The organism is Bradyrhizobium sp. SZCCHNS1022 (assembly GCF_032484835.1).
Classification (GTDB): Bacteria; Pseudomonadota; Alphaproteobacteria; order Rhizobiales; family Xanthobacteraceae; genus Bradyrhizobium.
In genome coordinates this window covers 256,081-276,467 of record NZ_JAUETT010000004.1, presented here as the reverse complement: position 1 = coordinate 276,467, position 20,387 = coordinate 256,081, and the positions used below count along the sequence as shown (strand labels likewise).

Annotated in this window: 18 protein-coding genes; 6 read left to right on the top strand and 12 right to left on the bottom strand. The window is 63.5% G+C overall.

Translation table 11 applies throughout. The annotated features are described in order from the left end of the window. Positions 1–7 precede the first annotated feature (7 nt). Entirely contained in the window at positions 8–3,316 is a 3,309-nt protein-coding gene (locus tag QX071_RS24125; RefSeq protein ID WP_315706212.1) for a transglutaminase family protein, read from the bottom strand. 751 nt (positions 3,317–4,067) lie between these two features. Between QX071_RS24125 and QX071_RS24120 the strand changes: the two genes are divergently transcribed. Beyond that, a complete protein-coding gene (locus QX071_RS24120; RefSeq protein ID WP_315706213.1) occupies positions 4,068–4,265 on the top strand; it encodes a hypothetical protein in 198 nt (65 codons plus the stop codon). Positions 4,266–4,385: 120 nt separating this feature from the next. On the opposite strand, the gene QX071_RS24115 is transcribed toward QX071_RS24120, so the two are convergent. The 4 genes from QX071_RS24115 to hpaR all read right to left on the bottom strand — a co-directional run bounded on the left by QX071_RS24115 (position 4,386) and on the right by hpaR (position 8,623). Next, on the bottom strand, positions 4,386–5,909 hold the full coding sequence (locus QX071_RS24115) for an altronate dehydratase family protein (RefSeq protein ID WP_315706214.1): 1,524 nt from the start codon (positions 5,907–5,909) through the stop codon (positions 4,386–4,388). Between the two features lie 111 nt (positions 5,910–6,020). Then, complete coding sequence (locus QX071_RS24110; RefSeq protein WP_315706215.1) at positions 6,021–6,800, bottom strand: HpcH/HpaI aldolase family protein; 780 nt, start codon at positions 6,798–6,800, stop codon at positions 6,021–6,023. Between the two features lie 73 nt (positions 6,801–6,873). After that, complete coding sequence (locus QX071_RS24105; protein WP_315706216.1) at positions 6,874–7,959, bottom strand: malate/lactate/ureidoglycolate dehydrogenase; 1,086 nt, start codon at positions 7,957–7,959, stop codon at positions 6,874–6,876. Positions 7,960–8,101: 142 nt separating this feature from the next. Then, on the bottom strand, positions 8,102–8,623 hold the full coding sequence (hpaR, locus tag QX071_RS24100) for a homoprotocatechuate degradation operon regulator HpaR (RefSeq protein ID WP_315706217.1): 522 nt from the start codon (positions 8,621–8,623) through the stop codon (positions 8,102–8,104). 113 nt (positions 8,624–8,736) lie between these two features. Here hpaR and hpaH point away from each other — a divergent pair, with 113 nt between their 5' ends. Genes hpaH through QX071_RS24075 form a run of 5 tightly spaced genes read left to right on the top strand, consistent with a single transcriptional unit; the run spans position 8,737 to position 14,046 of the window. Next, positions 8,737–9,543, top strand: a complete 807-nt coding sequence (hpaH, locus tag QX071_RS24095) for a 2-oxo-hept-4-ene-1,7-dioate hydratase (RefSeq protein ID WP_315706354.1) — start codon at positions 8,737–8,739, stop codon at positions 9,541–9,543. A 38-nt stretch (positions 9,544–9,581) separates the two neighbouring features. Next, positions 9,582–9,980: a 5-carboxymethyl-2-hydroxymuconate Delta-isomerase gene (locus QX071_RS24090; protein WP_315706218.1), complete on the top strand. Its 399-nt coding sequence runs from the start codon at positions 9,582–9,584 to the stop codon at positions 9,978–9,980. Then, entirely contained in the window at positions 9,973–11,511 is a 1,539-nt protein-coding gene (gene hpaE, locus QX071_RS24085) for a 5-carboxymethyl-2-hydroxymuconate semialdehyde dehydrogenase (protein WP_315706219.1), read from the top strand. The genes QX071_RS24090 and hpaE overlap by 8 nt, the downstream gene beginning before the upstream one ends. Before the next feature lie 10 nt (positions 11,512–11,521). Further along, positions 11,522–12,397 (top strand): fumarylacetoacetate hydrolase family protein, encoded by an 876-nt coding sequence (locus QX071_RS24080; protein WP_315706220.1) that lies wholly within the window; start codon positions 11,522–11,524, stop codon positions 12,395–12,397. Positions 12,398–12,420: 23 nt separating this feature from the next. Then, complete coding sequence (locus QX071_RS24075) at positions 12,421–14,046, top strand: thiamine pyrophosphate-dependent enzyme (RefSeq protein WP_315706221.1); 1,626 nt, start codon at positions 12,421–12,423, stop codon at positions 14,044–14,046. A gap of 6 nt (positions 14,047–14,052) precedes the next feature. On the opposite strand, the gene alkB is transcribed toward QX071_RS24075, so the two are convergent. The 7 genes from alkB to QX071_RS24040 all read right to left on the bottom strand — a co-directional run bounded on the left by alkB (position 14,053) and on the right by QX071_RS24040 (position 20,358). Next, positions 14,053–14,706 carry a DNA oxidative demethylase AlkB gene (alkB, locus tag QX071_RS24070; protein WP_315706222.1) on the bottom strand — a complete coding sequence of 218 codons (654 nt, stop codon included), beginning with the start codon at positions 14,704–14,706 and terminating at the stop codon, positions 14,053–14,055. A gap of 6 nt (positions 14,707–14,712) precedes the next feature. After that, the gene (locus QX071_RS24065; protein WP_315706223.1) at positions 14,713–15,453 is read right to left on the bottom strand and encodes a 2OG-Fe(II) oxygenase; all 741 of its coding nucleotides are present in this window, start codon (positions 15,451–15,453) and stop codon (positions 14,713–14,715) included. Positions 15,454–15,619: 166 nt separating this feature from the next. Beyond that, entirely contained in the window at positions 15,620–16,972 is a 1,353-nt protein-coding gene (locus tag QX071_RS24060; RefSeq protein ID WP_315706224.1) for an amidase, read from the bottom strand. 125 nt (positions 16,973–17,097) lie between these two features. After that, positions 17,098–17,808, bottom strand: a complete 711-nt coding sequence (locus QX071_RS24055; RefSeq protein WP_315706225.1) for an ABC transporter ATP-binding protein — start codon at positions 17,806–17,808, stop codon at positions 17,098–17,100. Next, positions 17,798–18,529, bottom strand: coding sequence for an ABC transporter ATP-binding protein (locus QX071_RS24050; protein ID WP_315706226.1), 732 nt, complete (start codon positions 18,527–18,529; stop codon positions 17,798–17,800). The genes QX071_RS24055 and QX071_RS24050 overlap by 11 nt, the downstream gene beginning before the upstream one ends. After that, a complete protein-coding gene (locus QX071_RS24045) occupies positions 18,519–19,415 on the bottom strand; it encodes a branched-chain amino acid ABC transporter permease (RefSeq protein ID WP_315706227.1) in 897 nt (298 codons plus the stop codon). Before QX071_RS24045 ends, QX071_RS24050 begins: the two co-directional genes overlap by 11 nt. Positions 19,416–19,431: 16 nt before the next feature. Further along, positions 19,432–20,358: a branched-chain amino acid ABC transporter permease gene (locus tag QX071_RS24040; protein WP_315706228.1), complete on the bottom strand. Its 927-nt coding sequence runs from the start codon at positions 20,356–20,358 to the stop codon at positions 19,432–19,434. Positions 20,359–20,387: the final 29 nt, after the last annotated feature.

Below are 20,387 nucleotides of genomic sequence, written 5' to 3'. Positions count from 1 at the left end.
TCTCATCTCAATGACGGAGCGGCCGTCGCAAGTCGAGGGTCATCGGAAATTCAATTGTGCGTTCCTCGCGCGGCGAATCGACCTTGCCGGGCGTGTGGCCGTGATCCTGGAAGCGCGCCAGTCGGCGGGCCTCCGCCTCGTAGGAATTGACCGGCTTGGTGTCATAGTTGCGACCGCCGGGATGGGCGACGTAGTAGACGCAGCCCCCGAGCGAGCGGCCGTTCCAGGTATCGATGAGGTCGAATGTCAGCGGCGAATGCACCGGGACCGTCGGATGGAGGCCCGAAGCCGGCTGCCAGGCCTTGAAGCGGACGCCTGCCACCGCTTCCGCCGAACGGCCGGTCGGGGTCATCGGCAGCCGCCGGCCATTGCAGGTCACGACGTGGCGCCCCTCGACGAAACCTTCCGCCTTCACCTGCAGCCGTTCGACCGACGAATCGACATAGCGGACAGTGCCACCGGCCGCGCCCTCCTCGCCCAGCACGTGCCAGGGCTCGAGCGCCTGGCGCAGTTCCAACGTCACGCCGCCATGCTGCACCCGGCCGAAGGTCGGAAAACGGAACTCCAGCTGCGCCAGATACCATTCCGGCGAGAACTCGTAGCAGGACTGCCGCAGTTCATCCAACACATCAAGAAAATCTTCCCAGATGAAATGCGGAAGCATGAATCGGTCATGCAGCGCCGTGCCCCAGCGCACGAATTTGCCCTCCTGCGGCTCGCGCCACAGCTTTGCGATCAACGCCCGGATCAGAAGCTGCTGCGCCAGCGACATGCGGGGATCCGGCGGCATCTCGAGCGCGCGGAATTCGACCAGGCCGAGCCGGCCGGTCGGGCCTTCCGGAGAATAGAGCTTATCGATGCAGATCTCGGCGCGATGGGTGTTGCCGGTGATATCGACCAGCAGATGCCGGAACAGACGGTCGACCAGCCACAGCGGCACGCTCTGACCGGCCGGCGGCACCTGGGCGAGCGCGATCTCGAGTTCGTACAGGCTGTCATGCCGGGCCTCGTCGATCCGGGGCGCCTGGCTGGTGGGTCCGATGAATATGCCGGAGAACAGGTAGGACAGCGACGGGTGGCGCTGCCAATACAACACCAGGCTCTTCAACAGGTCGGGCCGGCGCAGGAACGGCGAGTCCGGCGGACTGCTCCCGCCGACCACGACGTGATTGCCGCCGCCGGTGCCGGTGTGGCGGCCGTCGATCAGGAAGCGGTTGGCGCCGAGCCTGACTTTGGCCGCGTCCTCATAAAGGCCAAACGTAATGTCGACCGCCTGCCGCCAGTTTTGCGCCGGCTGGATGTTGACTTCGATCACGCCGGGATCGGGCGTGACCTTGATCACTTCGATGCGAGGATCGTAAGGCGGCGCATAACCTTCCACATGAACCTTGATCTGCATCGCCTCTGCCGTCGCTTCGACAGTTGCGATCAACTCCAAGTAATCTTGGATATTTTCGACCGGAGGCATGAACACGCAGAGGACGCCGTCGCGAATTTCGACCGACATCGCGGTGCGCACCCCTGGCCCGGTCCACGATTGATACTGCACGTCCTGCTGCGGCGGACGGTCTACTCTTTCCAGCGGCGGGATCGAGGGGGCGATCGCCGTGCGCCCAGACATAAACTCCGGCAAGGGACCGCGCGCCTCGAGCGGATCCTGCTGGTGGACGTAGGGATAATCCTCCGGCGGGATGTACATCAGCGAGCCGATCGGCAGCCGCAGGCCGAGCGGCGAGTCGCCCGGCACCAGGAACAGCCGGCCGCGCCGCAGCTTCCAGCGCTCGCTGCGCCAGCGGCGGGCGTCCGCATTCCAGCGCTGGATCGGCAGCACAAAGCCGCGCGGAATATGCAAGCCTTCGTCGAACACCCGCGCCATGCGCGCGCGCTCCTCAGCATCGGCGAGCTTGGAATCGAGGACGTCGACATTCTCCGGCAGCGCGGCTTCCTTCTGCAGCCAATGTGCGGGATCCTCGAAGGCCGGCTGCACGTAATCAGGACTGAGCCCGAGCGTCTCGGCGGCCATATCGAGGAATTGCTCGGCGTCTTCGATCGTGACATTGCGCGGGCCGTCCACGCTTGCGATCAGATCGCCATTCCGCCAGATCGGCTGTCCGTCCTTGCGCCAATAGAGCCCGAACGCCCAGCGCGGCAGGCTCTCGCCCGGATACCATTTGCCCTGGCCGTAATGCAGCAGGCCGCCGGGCGCGAAGCGTGTCCGCAACCGCCTGATGAGATCGTCGGCCAGCCCGCGTTTGGCCGGGCCGACCGCCGCCGTGTTCCATTCCGCCGATTCCATATCGTCGATCGAGATGAAGGTCGGCTCGCCGCCCATGGTGAGGCGCACGTCATGCGCAGCAAGATCGGCATCGACGGCTTCGCCAAGCCGATCGAGCTTGGTCCAGGCCTCGTCGGAGAACGGCTTGGTGATCCGCGGCGCTTCGCGGATGCGTCTCACATTCATCTCGAAGCTGAATTCGACCTCGGCGATGCCGGCACTGCCCGAGATCGGTGCGGCCGATCGGTAGTGCGGCGTGGCAGCCACCGGGATATGGCCCTCGCCCGCCAGCATGCCGGAGGTCACGTCGAAGCCGATCCAGCCGGCGCCGGGCAGGTAGACCTCGGCCCAGGCATGCAGGTCGGTGAAGTCGCTCTCGACCTCGCGCGGTCCCTCGACCGGGTCGATGTCGGGGCGGAGCTGAATCAGATAGCCGGACACGAAGCGCGCCGCCAATCCAAGGTGCCGCAAGATCTGGATCAGGAGCCAGGCGGAATCGCGGCAGGATCCGGCCGAGGTCGACAGCGTCTCCTCCGGAGTCTGAACGCCCGGCTCCATCCGAATGATGTAACGAATCTTCTTCTGCAGCTCGGCATTGAGATCGACCAGGAAGCTGACCGTGTTACTCGCCTCGCGCGGAATCGATCTCAGATAGTCCGCAAGCAAGGGACCAGGCTCGGTGGTCTCGAGATAGGGGGCGAGCTCCGCCTTGAGCCCATCCGGGTAGTTGAAAGGATAGCTGTCCGCATAAGGCTCGACGAAAAAGTCGAAGGGATTGATCACGGTCATCTGGGCCGTGAAATCGACCTCGATTTTGAGTTCATTCACCTTTTCCGGAAAGATATAGCGGGCCAGCCAGTTGCCCTGAGGGTCCTGCTGCCAATTCACGAAATGGTTCGGCGGGGTCACCTTGAGCGAGTAGCTCAGGATCGGCGTACGGGTGTGCGGCGCCGGCCTCAATCGGATGGTCTGTGGGCCAACGTCGATTGAACGGTCATACTTATAATGAGTAACGTGATGTAACGCGACGTAGATTGACACGGACTGATTGCTCCAGCAGCTTTTTTAAGCAGAACATTGCCGTGCCGCAGGATCAAGCATTAACAACGGGCAATCCTGCCTACGAACTACCCGCTCCGGTACCGCCGCTCCCAACTCCGCTCCGCGAAGAGCTTCCCTGGCTTTCCAGGAGGTCAGATCGAAAAGCGTTACTAAAATCATAAGTTTGCCGGGATCCGGAATTCGGGATTCGCCGACCTCGCAGCGACCTCGGAAGCGCGCTCCTGGATCGAACGGCGGCCTTAGAAGTCCTCAAATCCGGGCTGATTTGTTTCAGACGTTAGCTCGCCGGTAGCTTGCAGGAGCTTGGCTCGAGGAACCGAAGCTAATTCCCGGCCGCCATCCTCATACCCGGAAGATCGAGTAACAGTGTAGTTCGTAACTCACTGGCCGGCGAGATGGATGGTTAAAGCACAGCCGAAATTGCCGACCTGCCGCGCCGGTTCCATCTAATTAGACCGGAAATGAGCGCCTGCCATCGCAGGTTACGGCACGGCCTATGGTAACATATTGGAGTTGATCTGGTTCGAAGATGGAATTACCAGTGTCCCGGCCGAAGGCGAGTTGTCCACAGGCGGAGACCGCCCCTCACATAAGATTGACCTCGTCCTCTGGTGTTATATCAACAACCATGACACCAACTAACAGCGACTAATAGCGATTTCACGCGCCTCAGTTGCTTGATAGCCGGCAAAGGCGTGTTATTTAGAGCGAACCATCAAAGGAGAATCAGGTGGCCAAGGCAACCAAGAAGGCAGCGAAGAAGAAGCTGGCGCGTAAACCCTACACGGCAGCCGACATCAAGCTGTTGAAGCAGCATTCGAAATCAAAGACCCCGGTCTCGAAGATCGCCAAGCAGATGAAGCGGACCGAAGGCTCGCTGCGGCAGAAGGCCCTGGCGCTCGGAATCGGCCTCGGTCACCAGCGCTGAAGCTTTGGGGGCGCGCGGCAGCCCGGACATTGCGCCGGGCTGCGCCGCTCCTTACTAGGCCACGCGGCAGCTACCGGGCCACGCCGCAGTTACGTCGGGCCTGAGTTACATGGCTCTCGGTTACATCGTCGCTCCCAGCACCCAGGGAGCGAATTCGGCGCCGCCAAAATCGAAGCTTTCGCTCTTGGTCGGCTGACCGGAGGCGGTTTTCAGCATCAAGTCGAAGATGCGCTGGCCGCACTCCTGCACCGTCTCCTCACCATCGAGGATGGTGCCGCAGTTGACGTCCATGTCGTCTTCCATCCGCGTATACATCGGCGTGTTGGTGGCAAGCTTGATCGACGGCGCAGGCTTGCAGCCGAAAACGCTGCCGCGTCCGGTGGTAAAGCAGACCAGATTGGCGCCACCCGCAACCTGACCGGTGGCTGCGACGGGATCGTAGCCGGGCGTATCCATGAACACGAAGCCCTTCTTGGTGACGGGCTCGGCGTAATGCAGGACATCGACCAGGTTGCTGCTGCCGGCCTTGGCCATGGCCCCCAGTGACTTCTCCAGAATGGTCGTGAGCCCGCCTGCCTTGTTTCCCGGGCTCGGATTGGCGTTCATTTCCGCGCCCTCGCGCGCGGTATATTCTTCCCACCAGCGCATCAATGAGACCAGCTTCTCGCCGACCTCGCGGCTCACCGCGCGCCGGGTCAGGAGATGCTCGGCGCCATAGGTTTCAGGCGTTTCCGACAGAATCACGGTGCCACCGTGGCGGACCAAAAGATCGCTCGCCGCGCCGAGCGCGGGATTGGCTGAGATACCGGAATATCCGTCGGAGCCGCCACATTGCAGGGCTACGGTCAACTCGCTCGCGGGGACCGGCTCGCGCCTGACCTTATTGGCGTCAGTCAGCGCCTCCTTCACGAAGGCGATGCCGGCTTCCACCGTCTTGCGGGTACCACCGACCTCCTGGATGTCCATCGCACGAAGCCGACCCGCAAGCTTCTGCTCCTCCATCAGCCCGCCGATCTGATTGGCCTCGCAGCCCAACCCCAGCACGATCACGGCAGCGAAATTCGCGTGACGCGCGTAGCCGCCGAGCGTTCGTCGCAACAGCCGCAAGGGCTCGTCGAGTGTCATGCCGCAGCCGGTCTTGTGGGTCAGCGCCACGACACCGTCGACATTTGGATAGTCCGCCAATGGATTGTCGCCGGTGAAGGGGTTCTTCTTGAACACGTCTGCGACCAGACCCGCGACATGAGCGCTGCAGTTCACCGAAGTGAGAATGCCGATATAGTTGCGGGTCGCGACACGGCCGTCCGGCCGACGAATGCCATCGAAGGTTGCCGGCAGATCGAAATTCGGTGTCGGCTTAACGTCAACACCGAACGCGTAGTCCTTGGCAAAATCCCCCATGCTGCAATTCTGGGTATGGACGTGCTGCCCCGGCCCAATCGGCGCGCTTGCGAAGCCGATGATCTGGCCGTAGCGACGGATCGGCTCGCCCTGCGCAATCGGCCGGATCGCAACCTTGTGGCCGGCCGGAATCCGCTCTGAGGCCACGATTCCATCGGCAAGGACCGTGCCGGGTGGCAGGCTCGCGCGCGCGATCAGCACGCTGTCGTCGGGATGCAGATGGATAACGGGAACGGGTGCCATGGAGAGATCTCTCAGTAGATACATAGATCGCCGAACGCCGACGAATGGTGAGTAGCGAGTAGCGAATGGAAGAGCCTCCCTATTCGCTACCGCCTATTCGCAATTCGCCTCTCAAGCCTTGCCGCCGGAATCATTCCGCGTCTGCGCGACCTGCATCTTCGCGTAGGTCGCCATCAGCCCGACCTCGTTCGACAGGGTGACAAGCTTGAAGCCCATGTTGATCGCGCGCACCGCGCCCTCAGCCCCGCTGCAGTGAATCCCAGGATTGAGCCCGCGTTTGCCGCATTCCTTCACGATCTTCTCGTAGATCTTGAGGATTTCCGGCTCCTCACGATCGAGCTTCGGCACCAAGCCATAGGAGAAGCCAAGATCGGACGGACCGATATAGACGCCGTCGATGCCCTCGACGTCGAGGATGGCTTCCATGTTCTCGACCGCCGTCTTGGTCTCCATCATCGGCAGCAGTACGATCTCGTCATTCGCCGTCTTCTGATACGCGCCGGCCGCACCATACATGCCGGAGCGGATCGGTCCGTTCGAGCGCACGCCATGCGGCGGATATTTTGAGTACGAGACGAGATTCTTGGCTTCCTGCGGCGTGTTCACCATCGGGCAAATCACCCCATAGGCGCCGCCATCCAGCACCTTGCCGATGATGCCGGGCTCGTTCCAGGGCACACGCACCATCGGCGTCACCGGGTGGCCGTGCATGGCCTGGAAACACTGCACCATGGAGAGATAGTCCTGCACCCCGTGCTGCATATCCACTGTGACGCTATCGAAGCCGCATTGCGCCACGACCTCTGCAGAGAAGCCCGAGGGAATTGCAAGCCATGCGTTCACGACGGCTTTGCCCTGCGCCCAGAGTTGCTTGACGTTGTTATTTGCCACTTTCCGTATTTCCTTCCCCTATTGTCTCCGCGGTCACTGCGCAGATGACTTCGATCCGTGCATAATGGAGGCGCTACGCGGTTGCCCGCTGGATGCTCGCTTCGCTGACGCCGACCTCGCGCGCCGCATTCACTATCGCCGCCCAGGTGTCATCCGGCAAGGGCACGCCGTTCGCGGTACGCTCTGCGCGCATCTTCCGCTCGGGATCGCCGGGAACGAGCACCTGATCGACGCCTGCGATCGGCTTGGTCGCCCGAATGAAATCCGTGTAGCGCGTGACCTCCTCGTCGAAGAAGCTGGACGGGTCGACCACCTTGGGGTCGATATAGAACGCCAGCATGCCGTTGGCGAAACGTCGATTGGCGGAGGTTGCTCCAGTACCAGTCAGCGCGCCGCCCAACAATTCGCAGATGAACGCCAGCCCCGAGCCCTTGTGCTCGCCGAAGGCGCGGATCGCGCCGGTCCCCTTGGTATGGTCGCGCGGTCCTTCCGCCTCATAGGGTCCATAAAGCACGGCTGGATCTTCGCTCAAGCTGCCGTCCGCATCGATCAGCGCGCCTTCCGGCAGCTTCTTGCCGCCACGGCTTGCGACCAGCACCTTGCCTTCGGCGACGACCGAAGTCGCGAAATCCAGCACGATCGGGTCCTGCCCGGGGCGCGGGATCCCGACGCAATAAGGCGCGGTGGAAAACCGCTTCTCGACGCCGCCAAACGGCGCGACCAGAAGCGAGCCGGCGGCGGTCACGAAATGCACGGACACCAGCCCCTCGGCCGCAGCCATCTCGGCCCAATCGCCAACCCGGCCGAGATGGCCGGAATTGCGTAGCGCGAGCGCGGCCAACCCTGCCTTCTTACACTTCGCGATGCCGAGTTTCACGGCCTGCGGCGTCACCGTCTGCCCGTAGCCGAACTTGCCATCGACGACCACGAGCGAGGGCGTATCAACCACGATCTCGGGCGTCTGGTTGGGCACGATCGAGCCCATCTTCTTCCATCGGATGTAGACGGGCACGCGGATGACGCCGTGACTGTCATGTCCTGTGAGGTTCGCGGTGGTGAGGTAGGTTGCGATCCGACGCGCTTCATCCGACGAGGATTCGGCATGCTCAAAAATGTCGGCGACGAAATCGATGAGGTTTGCGACCTTGATGGTGACCATGAGAACTCGCTGAGACGATCGGGCAGACAGAACACGGTTAGCATGAATGCCCATGCAGGCGACGCAGCCGGTCTCCGCTCAGTTGCATTGCTTCTTATCAAACTGGTCAAGAACCTGCCAAGCGCAGCAACGGCAATGCCGCTCAGTCCTCATTCTTTGCGTCGTCCCTTGCATCATCGAACCCCTCAACGCTCCGTTCCAGCGCCTCAAGCATTTTGTGCAACGCGGCAAGCCTGCGCGCGCCGTAGCGGCTGGCGATGGCGCCATAGACGGCCTCGGAGTCCGGCGCGACCTTCGCTATCAGCTTGAGCCCTCTCGGTGAAATGGTCAGCAACCGGCGGCGCAGATCGTTCTCGTCAACCGTCCGCGCGACCAGGCCGCGACCTTCGAGGTCGCGCAAAATGCGGGACAGGCTCGGTCCGAGCAGAAAGGCAACGCGAGCCAGCTCGGTCGCCTCGATCGCATCGACGGCCGCCAGCGCGCGCAGAATCCGCCATTGCTGCTCGGTGAGATCGTGTCTGCGCAAATTGGGACGAAACTGCCGCATGACGGCTTCCCTCGCCCGCAACAGCGCCATCGGCAGCGAGCGCGAAAAGTCCCGCATTGGAACCGGATGCGCGTCCTTTGCAATCGCGGCTTTTATGTTTTTTGATTTCTTCGCCATCACAAGAGTTTGCACCGCACAACAAACGGTCGGTTTGCCTCAATAAACTTAACATGTTAATCATGTGCCCGCAGCTCCGACCGGTCAAGTTCAGCCAGCAAAAATATCCGCACATGGCACTCGCATCTCACGATATCGCGCTCTCTGCCAAACGCTTGGACGCAGCGGAGAAAAGCTGCATCCAAATCCGCCAGCTGTCGCAGGAATATCCGCAGATCACGATCGAAGACGCCTACGCCATCCAGAAGGCGTGGATCGAGATCAAAGTTGCCGAAGGCCGGACCGTCAAAGGCCACAAGATCGGACTGACCTCGAAAGCGATGCAGAGCGCGCTCGGCATCGACGAGCCGGATTCTGGCGTCCTGCTCGATGACATGTTCTTTGCGGATGGCGGGATTGTTCCCTCCGATCGCTTCATCGCCACCAGGATAGAAGCCGAGCTGGCCTTCGTCATGAAGCAGCGGCTCTCGGGTCCGGACTGCACCTTGTTCGACGTCCTGAATGCGACCGATTTCGTGGTGCCGGCGCTGGAGATCCTCGATACGAGAATTCAGCGGGTCGACCCGGATACCAAGACCACGCGCAAGATCTTCGACACGATCGCCGACAACGCCGCCAATGCCGGCATCGTGCTCGGCGGCCGCCCGCTGCGGCCCCTGGACGCGGATCTGCGCTGGGTGGGCGCGCTGTGTTCCAAGAATGGCCAGATCGAAGAGACCGGGCTTGCCGCCGGCGTGCTCAATCATCCCGCCATCGCCGTGGCTTGGCTCGCCAACAGGATTGCCGCCCAGGGGCTCGCGCTGGAGCCGGGCCAGGTGGTGCTGGCGGGCTCGTTCATCCGCGCGATCGAGGCGCGGAAAGGTGACACGATCCAGGCCGACTATGGAGCGTATGGGACTGTGAGCTGTTACTTCGCTTGAGCGTTTTCGCTTGAGAGGTTTCCTGGAGCGATCCAATCATGCCGCATTTCAGCATCGAATATTCCGCCAATCTTGAGCCGCGCGTCGATATGAGGGACCTCTGCGAGGTCGTCCGCAAAGCGGCAGCGGAAACCGGCATCTTTCCGGTCGGCGGCATCCGCGTCCGCGCCATCCGCTGCGAGCATTATGCGATCGCCGACGGCAAGCCGGACTACGGCTTCCTTGCGATGCTGTTGCGGCTCGGCGAAGGCCGCGATCTCCCCGCCCGCCAGAAGGCCGGCGAACACGTCTTCCAGGCTCTCTCGGGCCATCTCGAGCCCATCTTTGCAAGCAGCAAATTCGCGCTGTCATTCGACATGCAGATCAACGATGCTGCGACGAGCTGGAAGCGCAACAACATCCACGACGCCCTGAAAGCGGACGCAGCCCATGGATAAAGCCACGCCCAAACAAGACATCTTCAAGGCCAATCTGGACCGCGCGGCTCCCCTGCTCGCCAAGCTGAAGGCCGACGGCATCGGCCATCTCATCGAGGGCAAGGTCGTGCCTTCGGTCTCCGGCGCGACCTTTGAGACGCGCTCTCCGATCGACGGCGCATTGCTCACGACCGTGGCACGCGGCAATGCAGAGGACGTCGATCGCGCCGCGACAGCCGCCGCACTGGCCTTCAGAAGCTGGCGCGAAATGACACCATCGCTTCGACGCAAGCTCCTGCACCGCGTTGCCGACGGGATCGAGAATCACGCCGAAGACATCGCGGTGCTCGAATGCATCGACACGGGACAAGCCTACCGTTTCATGGCCAAGGCTGCGATCCGCGCCGCCGAGAACTTCCGCTTCTTCGCCGACAAATGTACGGAGGCCCGCGACGGCCGCAACATGCCGAGCGAGGAACATTGGAATGTCTCGACACGCGTCCCGATCGGCCCCGTCGGGGTGATCACGCCCTGGAATACACCGTTCATGCTATCGACCTGGAAGATCGCCCCGGCCCTGGCGGCCGGCTGCACGGTCGTGCACAAGCCGGCGGAATGGTCGCCGATCACAGCGTATTGGCTGGCGAAGATCGTGAAAGAGGCCGATATTCCCGATGGTGTCCTGAACACCGTGCACGGCTTCGGCGAAGAGGCCGGCAAGGCGCTGACACAACACAGCGCGATCAAGGCGATCGGCTTTGTCGGCGAGAGCGCGACGGGCTCGGCCATCATGGCGCAAGGCGCGCCGACCCTGAAGCGCGTACATTTCGAGCTCGGTGGCAAGAACCCGGTCATCGTGTTCGACGACGCTGACCTGGATCGCGCACTGGACGCCGTGATGTTCATGATCTACTCGCTGAATGGCGAGCGCTGCACGTCGTCGAGCCGCCTCTTGATCCAGCAAGGCATCGCCGATGTTTTCATCGATAAGCTTGCGTCACGCGTGAAGGCGCTGAAGGTCGGCCATCCGCTCGACCCTGCTACCGAAATTGGGCCGCTGATCCACGAGCGGCATCTTGCGAAGGTGTGCTCCTATTTCGAGATCGCGCGGCAGGATGGTGCGACCATCGCCGTCGGCGGTCGCTCGCATGATGGACCGGGTGGCGGACATTATGTGCAGCCGACCCTGGTCACCGGCGCCAACAGCAAGATGCGCGTCGCGCAGGAAGAGGTGTTCGGCCCGTTTCTCACCGTCATCCCGTTCCGCGACGAGGCGGATGCGATCGAGATCGCGAATGATATCAAATATGGCCTGACTGGATATGTCTGGACCAATGACATGGGCCGCGCGTTGCGCGTGGCGGACGCGCTGGAGGCCGGCATGATCTGGCTGAATTCCGAGAATGTGCGCCATCTGCCGACACCGTTCGGCGGCATGAAGGCGTCCGGCATCGGCCGCGACGGCGGCGACTACTCCTTCGACTTCTATATGGAGACCAAGCACGTCTCGCTGGCGCGCGGCACCCACAAGATCCAGCGGCTCGGCGTGTAAGGAGAAACCCATGCCCGCCCCTGCCCGCTTCACAACCTACGCCATCGATGGGACCGTTCATTACGGGGCCGTTACGGACGGCGGCATCGTCGACCTCTCCTCGCGCTTTGCCAAGGACTATCCGAGCCTGCGCGAGGTGATCGCCGCCGGCACCCTGCAGCAGCTGGCTGAGGCCGCGGCTGGCCGCGCGCCGGATCACCCGCTCGAGGCGATCACCTTTCTGCCGCCGATCCCGTCGCCCGAAAAGATCATCTGCATCGGCGTCAACTATCCCGATCGCAATGCGGAGTACAAGGACGGCCAGGACGCCCCGAAATATCCATCGATGTTCATGCGCACGCCGCGCTCGTTCGTCGGCCACAACACGCCCCTGGTGCGCCCACACGCCTCGCTGCAGCTCGATTATGAAGGCGAGCTCGTCATCGTCATCGGCAAGGCCGGCCGCCATATCGCCGAGAAGGATGCGCTCGACCACGTCGCCGCGCTGACGCTGTGCAACGAAGGCACGATCCGCGACTGGGTCCGACATGCCAAATTCAACGTCACCCAAGGCAAGAATTTCGATTCGACCGGCAGCCTCGGGCCATGGATCGTGCCCTATACGGATGAGGCGCAGATCGCGGACATCAGGCTCACCACCCGCGTGAATGGCGAACTGCGCCAGGATGACCGCACCTCGCGGCTGATCTTCGGCTTCCGTTATCTCATCAACTACATCTCGACCTTCACCACGCTGGTGCCGGGGGACGTCATAGTGACGGGCACGCCGACCGGAGCCGGCGCGCGCTTCGATCCGCCGCGTTATCTGAAGCCCGGCGACATCGTCGAGATCGAAGCCGAAGGCATGGGCATCCTGCGCAACGGCGTCATCGACGAACCTCTGTAACCCCCTTCGAATTGGAACTGCCCATGACCACAATGACCGGCGGCGAAGCGATCGTCAGCGGCCTCCTCGTCCACGGCGTCGACACCGTATTCGGCCTGCCGGGCGCGCAGGTCTATGGCCTCTTCGATGCCTTTCACCAAGCCCAGTTGAAGGTGATCGGCGCCCGTCACGAGCAGGCCTGCGGCTATATGGCGTTCGGCTATGCGCGTGCGAGCGGCCGCCCCGGCGTGTTCAGCGTGGTGCCTGGCCCCGGCGTGCTCAACGCCGGCGCTGCGCTGCTCACCGCGTTCGGCTGCAACGAGCCGGTGCTGTGCCTGACCGGCCAGGTGCCGACCGATTATCTCGGCAAGGGCCGCGGCCACCTTCACGAGATGCCGGATCAGCTCGCGACCTTGCGCACCTTCGTCAAATGGGCGGACCGGATCGAATACCCGGATGCCGCGCCGACGCTGGTGGCACGCGCTTTTCAGGAGATGCTCTCCGGCCGGCGCGGACCGGCCGCGCTGGAAATGCCGTGGGACGTATTCACGCAGCGGGCCGAGACGGCAGCAGCCAAGCCATTTGCGCCGTTCCCGGCACCGATGCCCGATCCGGATCGCATCACAAAAGCAGCAGCCCTGATTGCCAGCGCGAAGGCGCCGATGATCTTCGTTGGCGCCGGCGCGATCGATGCGCGCGAGGAGATCCTCGAACTGGCCGAGATGATCGACGCGCCGGTGGTCGCCTTCCGCTCCGGCCGCGGCATCGTCTCCAACGCGCATGAGCTCGGCCTGACGATGGCGGCGGCCTATAGACTCTGGCCGCAGACCGACCTGATGATCGGCATCGGCAGTCGCATGGAGCTGCCGACCACCTTCCGCTGGCCGTTCCGGCCCGACGGGCTGAAGTCCATCCGCATCGATATCGATCCGGCCGAAATGCGGCGAGTCACCGTCGACGTCGGCATCGTCAGCGATGCCAAGACCGGGACGGCTGCGCTCGTCAGCGCCGTCAGTAAGGCGGGTCATAAGAAGACCGCCGGCCGACGCGCAACAATTCGCGAGGCCACCGTTATGACCCAGCAGGAGATCCAGAAGGTACAGCCGCAGATGGCCTACCTGAATGTGTTGCGCGAGGTGCTGCCGCACGATGCCATCGTCACCGACGAGCTGTCGCAGGTCGGTTTCGCCTCGTGGTACGGCTTCCCGGTCTATGAGCCCCGCACCTTCATCACCTCAGGCTATCAGGGCACGCTCGGCGCGGGCTTTCCGACTGCACTCGGCGCCAAGGTCGCCTGCCCCGACAAGCCGGTCGTCGCCATCACCGGCGATGGCGGCTTCATGTTCGCCGTACAAGAACTCGCGACCGCCGTGCAATACAACATCGGCGTAGTGACGCTGGTGTTCAACAACAATGCCTATGGCAATGTCCGACGCGACCAGCGCGAACGCTTCGATGGCCGCGTCGTCGCCTCCGACCTCGTCAATCCCGACTTCGTCAAGCTCGCCGAGTCCTTCGGCGTCGCCGCGAGCCGGGTCACTGCGCCCGATCAGTTCCGCCCGGCATTGGAGAAGGCCTTGGAGCATGGCGGACCGTATCTTATCGATATCGAGGTTCCCAAAGACAGCGAAGTCTCGCCGTGGGCGTTCATTCACCCGGCGAAGCCGTGACCGGGATCAACGCGCGCGGCGGAAGGTCAGGTTGATCCGCCTGCGGCCGAGCAACCCGTGCTCGCCATCGGCGAGCGGCGCAACACCATGGAAGGCCAGCCGCGCCGGTCCGCCCCACACCACGACATCGCCATGCGCCAGCCGATAGCGCTGCGGCTTGTCGCTGCGCTTCAGCCCGCCGAACAGGAACGTGGCCGGCAGGCCCAGCGAGACCGACACGATCGGCGCGCCCATGTTGCGCTCGTCACGATCCTGGTGCAGCGACATCTTCGCGCCCGGCTCATAGCAATTGATGAGGCAGGCGTCAGGCGCGAAACCTGCGAAGCCGGCCTCGGCTGCGGCTTGCTCAGCGAGGTCACGAAGCAGCGGCGGCATCGATGGCCAGGGCCGGCCGCTGTCAGGATCGATCGCGTCATAACGGTAGCCGCTGCGATCGGTGATCCAGCCGACCTCTCCGCAATTGGTCATCGCGACCGACATCTGGTGGCCGCCAGGCGTGAACATGCGCCTGAACGGCGCCTGCGCAGTGATCGTCTGGATTGCCGCAACCAACTCATGCTGGCGCGGACGGGCGAAACCACGCAGCAGCACCGCGCCGACCGCGAGTTGCTCGCGGATCGGCGCCGAGGCATCGAGGTTTTCAAACAGATCGGCGGTCAATGCGGATCACTTCGCATCATGGAAGATCACGCCGAGTGTGTGACGCCGCCCAGACCTGAGCCGACTGACGCCATGGCGCATGTTGACGCGGTAGCTGCCGCGCGTGCCCTGCACGGGGCGGACATGCACGGCGAAGGCGACCGCATCGCCCCGCCTGAGCGGCACCACCTCGGCACGCGACTGCATGCGCGGGCGCTGCTCGGTCAGCACGAACTCGCCGCCCTCGAAATCGCATCCGGGCTCGGAGAGCAGGATCGCGACCTGGATCGGGAACACGTGCTCGCCATAGATATCCTGATGCAGGCAGTTGTAGTCGCCTTCCACATATTGCAGCAGCAATGGGGTCGGCCGCGTCTGCCCTGCCGCATGGCAGCGAGCGAGGAATGCCTCGTGATCCCGAGGGTACTCGATCTCGATCCCCATCGTCCGGTTCCAGCGGTTGGCGATCCCCACCAGGCGCGCATAGAGCCGTGGGCGCAAACTCGTGATCGGCTCCGGCAAGGGATAGCAGAAATACTTGTATTCGCCGCGGCCGAAGCCATGCCGCGCCATGACGATACGGCTACGGAAACGGGAGTCATCGGGATAGAGCGCAGCCAGTGCCTGACATTCGTCCGGCGAGAGCAGGCTCGCCAGGACCGCGCAGCCTTGTGCGTCGAGATCACGTTCGACCTGCGCCCAGTCGAGCGTGTCGATGCGGGAGAAAGCATCTGGAGTCGGACTAACTGTCTTCGTTGCGGCTCTCATACCGACAAGATGGCACCGGCAAGAACGCGGCGCCACCCGATTTCCGGCAAAATTGAGCCTGCAGGTCCGCGCCCCCCTCCCTCACCGGGAGACGCCAAAGGCGACCGGTCCAGTCCCTTCATCCTAAGCAGGGTTGCTTCGCTCGCGATCACAGAACCAGCGCAGGTCAGCCCCGGATCACGCCCTCGATCGCCGCGGCCACCTCGAACAGCTTGCGATCGTTGCCTCCAGACTGCGCCAGCATCAAGCCGACCGGCACCTCGCCGGCGCGATGCGCCGGCAGCGAGATCGCGCAACCGTCCATCATGTTGATCATGGTGCAGTTCCGCAAGGCGCGGATGTTCTCGCGGCCAAACGCCTCGTCGCTTTCGAGGTCGGCGATCTTCGGCGGTGCATTGGCGGTGGTCGGCAGCACCAATGCGTCATAGGGGGCGATGCGCGCAGCGGCACGCGCCACCAGCGAGCGCCGGCCGGCCTGCATCTCGATATATTCCGGCACGGTGATGGCTTCGCCGCGCATGATGCGGACCGAGACACGCGGATCGTACACATCCCCCTTGCTGGTGATGAGGAAACGATGCCAGGCGTAGCTCTCGGCGGCCGCGAAGCCTCCCTTCATGCCGATGATGCCGACGTCGAGGAACTCGGGAAATTCGATGCGCTCAACCAGCGCGCCCTGCCTGGAGAGCGCTTGCAGCGCACGCTCGAAGGTCTGCGCGACCTCCGCATCAAGCTGATCGAGCACGACCGTGGTGGGAACCGCCAGCCGCAGTCCCTTCACCGGTCGCCGCGGCAACGGCCTGATCGGCTCATCCGCAAGCACCGCATCGAGGATCGCGCAGCATTCGACCGTGTTGGCAAGCGGCCCGAAGCTGTCGAGCGAGGTCGAGAGCGGTACGCCGCCTTCCAGGGGCACGCGACGCTGCGTCGGCTTGTAGCCGACAATGCCGTTGAAGGCCGCCGGAATGCGGCAGGAGCCACCAGTGTCGGTGCCGAGCGCGCCGTAAGCCATGCGGTCAACGACCGAGACCGCCGCACCCGAGGACGAGCCACCCGGAACAAAGCCGATCTCGCGCTTCCAGGCGCTCTTCGGCGTGCCATAATGCGGATTGATGCCGATGCCGGAATAAGCAAACTCGGTCATGTTGGTGCGGCCGATCACCACAAAGCCGGCGCGGCGCAGCCGCGCGACAACGGGCGCATCGGCGTCTGCCGGTGCGGAATCCTCCAGCGCGCGCGAGCCGGCGCGGGTCACCTGCCCCTTGATATCGAACAGGTCTTTGACCGAGACAGGAATGCCGGCAAAGCGCGACGGCACCGCATTGGCTTTGCGCAGGCCGTCCATGGCGTCGGCAGCGGCAAGGGCCGCGTCCTTGTCGACATGGACGAAGGCACGCGCCCCCTCCCCCGCCGGATCGGCGATCCGGGCCAGGCACTCCTCGACCAGCTTGCGGGATGTGGTGCGGCCAGCTTCGAGGTCGTCGGCCAACGAAACAAGGGTCGGATTTGCTGCGGTCATGATTCCCATCGTCCCAATCCGCGGCTGCGCCGCAACGTTCGGCTGCTCATAGCGGACCGGTTTGCCCGCGACAATGCCGGTAGATGGGACCTAGCCCCGCGGAACCCTCGCCTGACCGGGGCGGATCACTTCAGCCCGAAATAGGCCCGCCGGAGCGCCTCGTTGTCGGTCATCTCCGCCACCGTGCCGGAAAAGCGGATATGTCCGCCCTCCAGAACAAACACCCGCGTCGCGACCTCGAGAAAGCCGATGTTCTGCTCCGCCACCAGGAGCGCGATGCCGCGGCTCTGCAGCTCTTTCAGGATCCGGATCACCTCCTTGACGAATAGCGGCGACAGGCCGGCGGACGGCTCATCCAGCACCAGCAGCTTCGGTTCGGCGGCGAGTGCCTTGGCCATGCCGAGCATCTTGCGCTGGCCACCCGACAGGCTGGACGCCGGATCCTTTCGCTTGTCGCGCAAGACCGGGAATTGCGCATAGAGCTGCTCCACATCCGCAGCGCGGTGTCCCAGCGCCTGCGCCCCGATGCGGATGTTCTCCTCGATCGAGAGATCCGGGAAGACGGCAAGCTCCGACATATAGGTCATGCCGCGGCGCATCCGGTCGCTGGAACGCATGCGCGTGATGTCGTCGCCGCCGAGCCGGATGCTGCCATGACGCGCCTCGATCAGACCGACCAGCGATTTCAAGAAGGTGGTCTTGCCGGCACCATTGGCGCCCAGCAGCAGCACCGTCTCGCCGGCGCGCACGTCGAGGTCGACGCCCCACAGCACCTGCATGGTGCCATAGCCGGCGTCGATCCCGGAAGCCTGGAGCAATGGCGTATCAGGCGGCATGCTCGCCTCCCAGGAACACCTCGATCACCTGCGGCTGCTTCACCGCCGTGGCCAGCTTGCCTTCGAAGATCTCCTTGCCGGCATTCATCACGATGACGCGGTCGGTGATGTGCTCGATGAAGCCCATCAGATGCTCGACCACGATGATGGCCATGCCGTTGGCGGCGAGCGCCTTGATCCGGCCTGCGATCCAATCGAGCTCGGCCGGGTTGAGGCCAGCTGCGAGCTCGTCGAGCAGCAGCAGGCGCGGCGCGGTGGCGAGCGCCCGGGTCAGATCCAGCATCTTCTGCTGAGCGCTGTTGAGATCGGCCGCCGGTCGGTTGGCGACATCGGCGAGCCGGTATTCCTCGAGCAGCGCATCCAGCGACGGCGGCGTGCCGTCCGCGCGGCCATAAGCGAGCGCCACCTCGACATTCTCGCGCACCGAGAGCGACATGAACGGTTTCGGCACCTGGAAGGTGCGGTTGATGCCGCGATGGACCAGCTTGTGCGAAGCGACGCCGCCAATCGCGCCACCGTCGAAAGTGAGCTCGCCGCCATCGGGCGCGTAGAGGCCGGAGATCACGTTGATTGCGGTCGTCTTGCCGGAACCATTGGGACCGACGAGCCCGAGGATCTCGCCGGCCACGACATGAAAGCTCAGGCCGTCGAGCGCCGTGAAGCCACCGAAGCGCTTCACAAGCTTGCTGACCTCGAGGATCGGCTTGGCCTCAGGGGACATGCCATCCCCTCCGCGTTGCCAGCGACATCAGGCCGGCCGGCAGGAACAGCACGAGTCCCATGATCAAGAGCCCGTAGACGAGCTGGAAATATTGCGGCGTGGTGAAGCCGATCAGATTGTAGATGCCATAGAGAATGAGAACGCCGACGATGGGGCCAAGGATGGTGGCGACCCCGCCGAACAGCGCGAACACGATGGCGAAGATCGAGAACTCGCCGGAGAACACGTTGTCGGGATAGAATACCGAGACATACCAAGCGTAAACGCCGCCGGCGAGACCCGCCACCAGCGCCGAGGCAAGCCAGGCGATCACCCGCATCTTCACGACATCGACCCCGGCCATCGCGGCGCTGACGGAGTCCTCGCGCACCGCCTGCAGCGCGAGGCCGAAACTCGAATTGCGCAAATAGATGACGACGCCGACGGTCAGTGCGAGCACGGCCAGCGCGGCATCATAGGCGAAGGCCGGATCGAACGTGCCGCTCAACGAGACGCCGTAAGGCCCCTTGGTGATGCTCTCCAGCGCCGGATTGGCTACGAGATGCAGCACCGCCAAGGAGGCTGCAAGATTGGCGATCGCGAAATAAGCCCCGGTCAGCCGCAATAGCGGCGTCAGCACAAGCCCAAGCGCCACGCCGACCAGACCTGCGGCGAGCACAGCCGCAACCGCAGGCGCCTGGAAATGCATCACCATGATGGCAAAGCCATAGGCGCCCGCCCCGAAGAAGCCGACATAGCCGAACGGCAGATAACCGGAGAAGCCATAGATGATGTTCACGCCCTGAGCGAGGATCAGGAAGATCACGAAGTTGAACAGCAACAAATGGTTCTGATAGACCCCGGGCGCGATCGCGAACAGGATGAGCAACGGAGCCAGAATGGTCAACGTGTGCTTGAGGCCGCTATGCAACGCGCACCCGCCTTCCGAGCAGTCCACTCGGGCGCAAGAGAAGAATGAGGATCAGGAGCACATAGGGCAGAAGGTCTGCCCAAGAGCTCAAATATGTCTGCACCAGCATGTAGCAGACGCCGTACACGACACCGCCGAGGGCGGTACCGAGCGGATTTCCGAGTGAGCCGAGCACGACGATCGCAAACGATGTCACGGTCGCATCCGCTCCGAACGCCGGCGTGATCGAGCCGAACATGAACGGCGCGAACACGCCGGCAATCGCCGCAAGTCCCAGCCCGATGCCGAACGCAACGGCCGAAACACGGTCGACATCGATACCGGTTGCAAAGGCCTCGTCACGCCGGGACATCACCGCGCGGGTCAACGTCCCGAGCCGGGTCCGATAGAGATAGAGATAGACGAGGCCGATCGCGACCAGACTGGTGACGGCCGCAATCACCCATGGCGCCGGAAACCCCTGGCCGAAAATCTGGATCGGCCCGCCGCGGCCCGGCGTGCCGCCGAACCATTTGACCTTGATGGTGGTGAAGACGGTGCCGAGCAGCCGGCTCTGGATCGAACGCTCGCTGGTGCCGGCGAAGATCGTGGTGATGGCTTCGATGACCTGCGACAGGCCAAAGAACAGGATGATCGACAGCATCTCCGGATTGGCCGAGCCCTGCAGCCGCGGCACCAGCACCCAATAGAGCAGCACGCCTGCGAGCAGGAATACGACGAAGGCGAGCGGCACCGCGAACAGTGGGTCGATGCCGGCGAGCGTCACCACGCCGAGCGCGATGAAGGCGCCCAGCATGATGGTATCGCCATGCGCGAGATTGACGATGCGCATGACGCCGAACACCAGATTGAGGCCTATACCAACCAGGCTGAAATAAAGGCCGAACAGAACGCCGGCGATCAGCGCGTAACTCAGCATCTCCAGCCCAGCCCCCCGGCGTCCTTTCT

What these genes read in the sequence shown, in the direction of transcription:
- QX071_RS24060 (WP_315706224.1), bottom strand. Translation starts at nt 16,972, where the DNA reads ATGACCGCAGCAAATCCGACCCTTGTTTCGTTGGCCGACGACCTCGAA.
- QX071_RS24040 (WP_315706228.1), bottom strand. Translation starts at nt 20,358, where the DNA reads ATGCTGAGTTACGCGCTGATCGCCGGCGTTCTGTTCGGCCTTTATTTC.
- hpaR (WP_315706217.1), bottom strand. Translation starts at nt 8,623, where the DNA reads ATGGCGAAGAAATCAAAAAACATAAAAGCCGCGATTGCAAAGGACGCG.
- QX071_RS24050 (WP_315706226.1), bottom strand. Translation starts at nt 18,529, where the DNA reads ATGTCCCCTGAGGCCAAGCCGATCCTCGAGGTCAGCAAGCTTGTGAAG.
- QX071_RS24115 (WP_315706214.1), bottom strand. Translation starts at nt 5,909, where the DNA reads ATGGCACCCGTTCCCGTTATCCATCTGCATCCCGACGACAGCGTGCTG.
- QX071_RS24055 (WP_315706225.1), bottom strand. Translation starts at nt 17,808, where the DNA reads ATGCCGCCTGATACGCCATTGCTCCAGGCTTCCGGGATCGACGCCGGC.
- hpaE (WP_315706219.1), top strand. Translation starts at nt 9,973, where the DNA reads ATGGATAAAGCCACGCCCAAACAAGACATCTTCAAGGCCAATCTGGAC.
- QX071_RS24065 (WP_315706223.1), bottom strand. Translation starts at nt 15,453, where the DNA reads ATGAGAGCCGCAACGAAGACAGTTAGTCCGACTCCAGATGCTTTCTCC.
- QX071_RS24090 (WP_315706218.1), top strand. Translation starts at nt 9,582, where the DNA reads ATGCCGCATTTCAGCATCGAATATTCCGCCAATCTTGAGCCGCGCGTC.
- QX071_RS24075 (WP_315706221.1), top strand. Translation starts at nt 12,421, where the DNA reads ATGACCACAATGACCGGCGGCGAAGCGATCGTCAGCGGCCTCCTCGTC.
- hpaH (WP_315706354.1), top strand. Translation starts at nt 8,737, where the DNA reads ATGGCACTCGCATCTCACGATATCGCGCTCTCTGCCAAACGCTTGGAC.
- QX071_RS24080 (WP_315706220.1), top strand. Translation starts at nt 11,522, where the DNA reads ATGCCCGCCCCTGCCCGCTTCACAACCTACGCCATCGATGGGACCGTT.
- QX071_RS24105 (WP_315706216.1), bottom strand. Translation starts at nt 7,959, where the DNA reads ATGGTCACCATCAAGGTCGCAAACCTCATCGATTTCGTCGCCGACATT.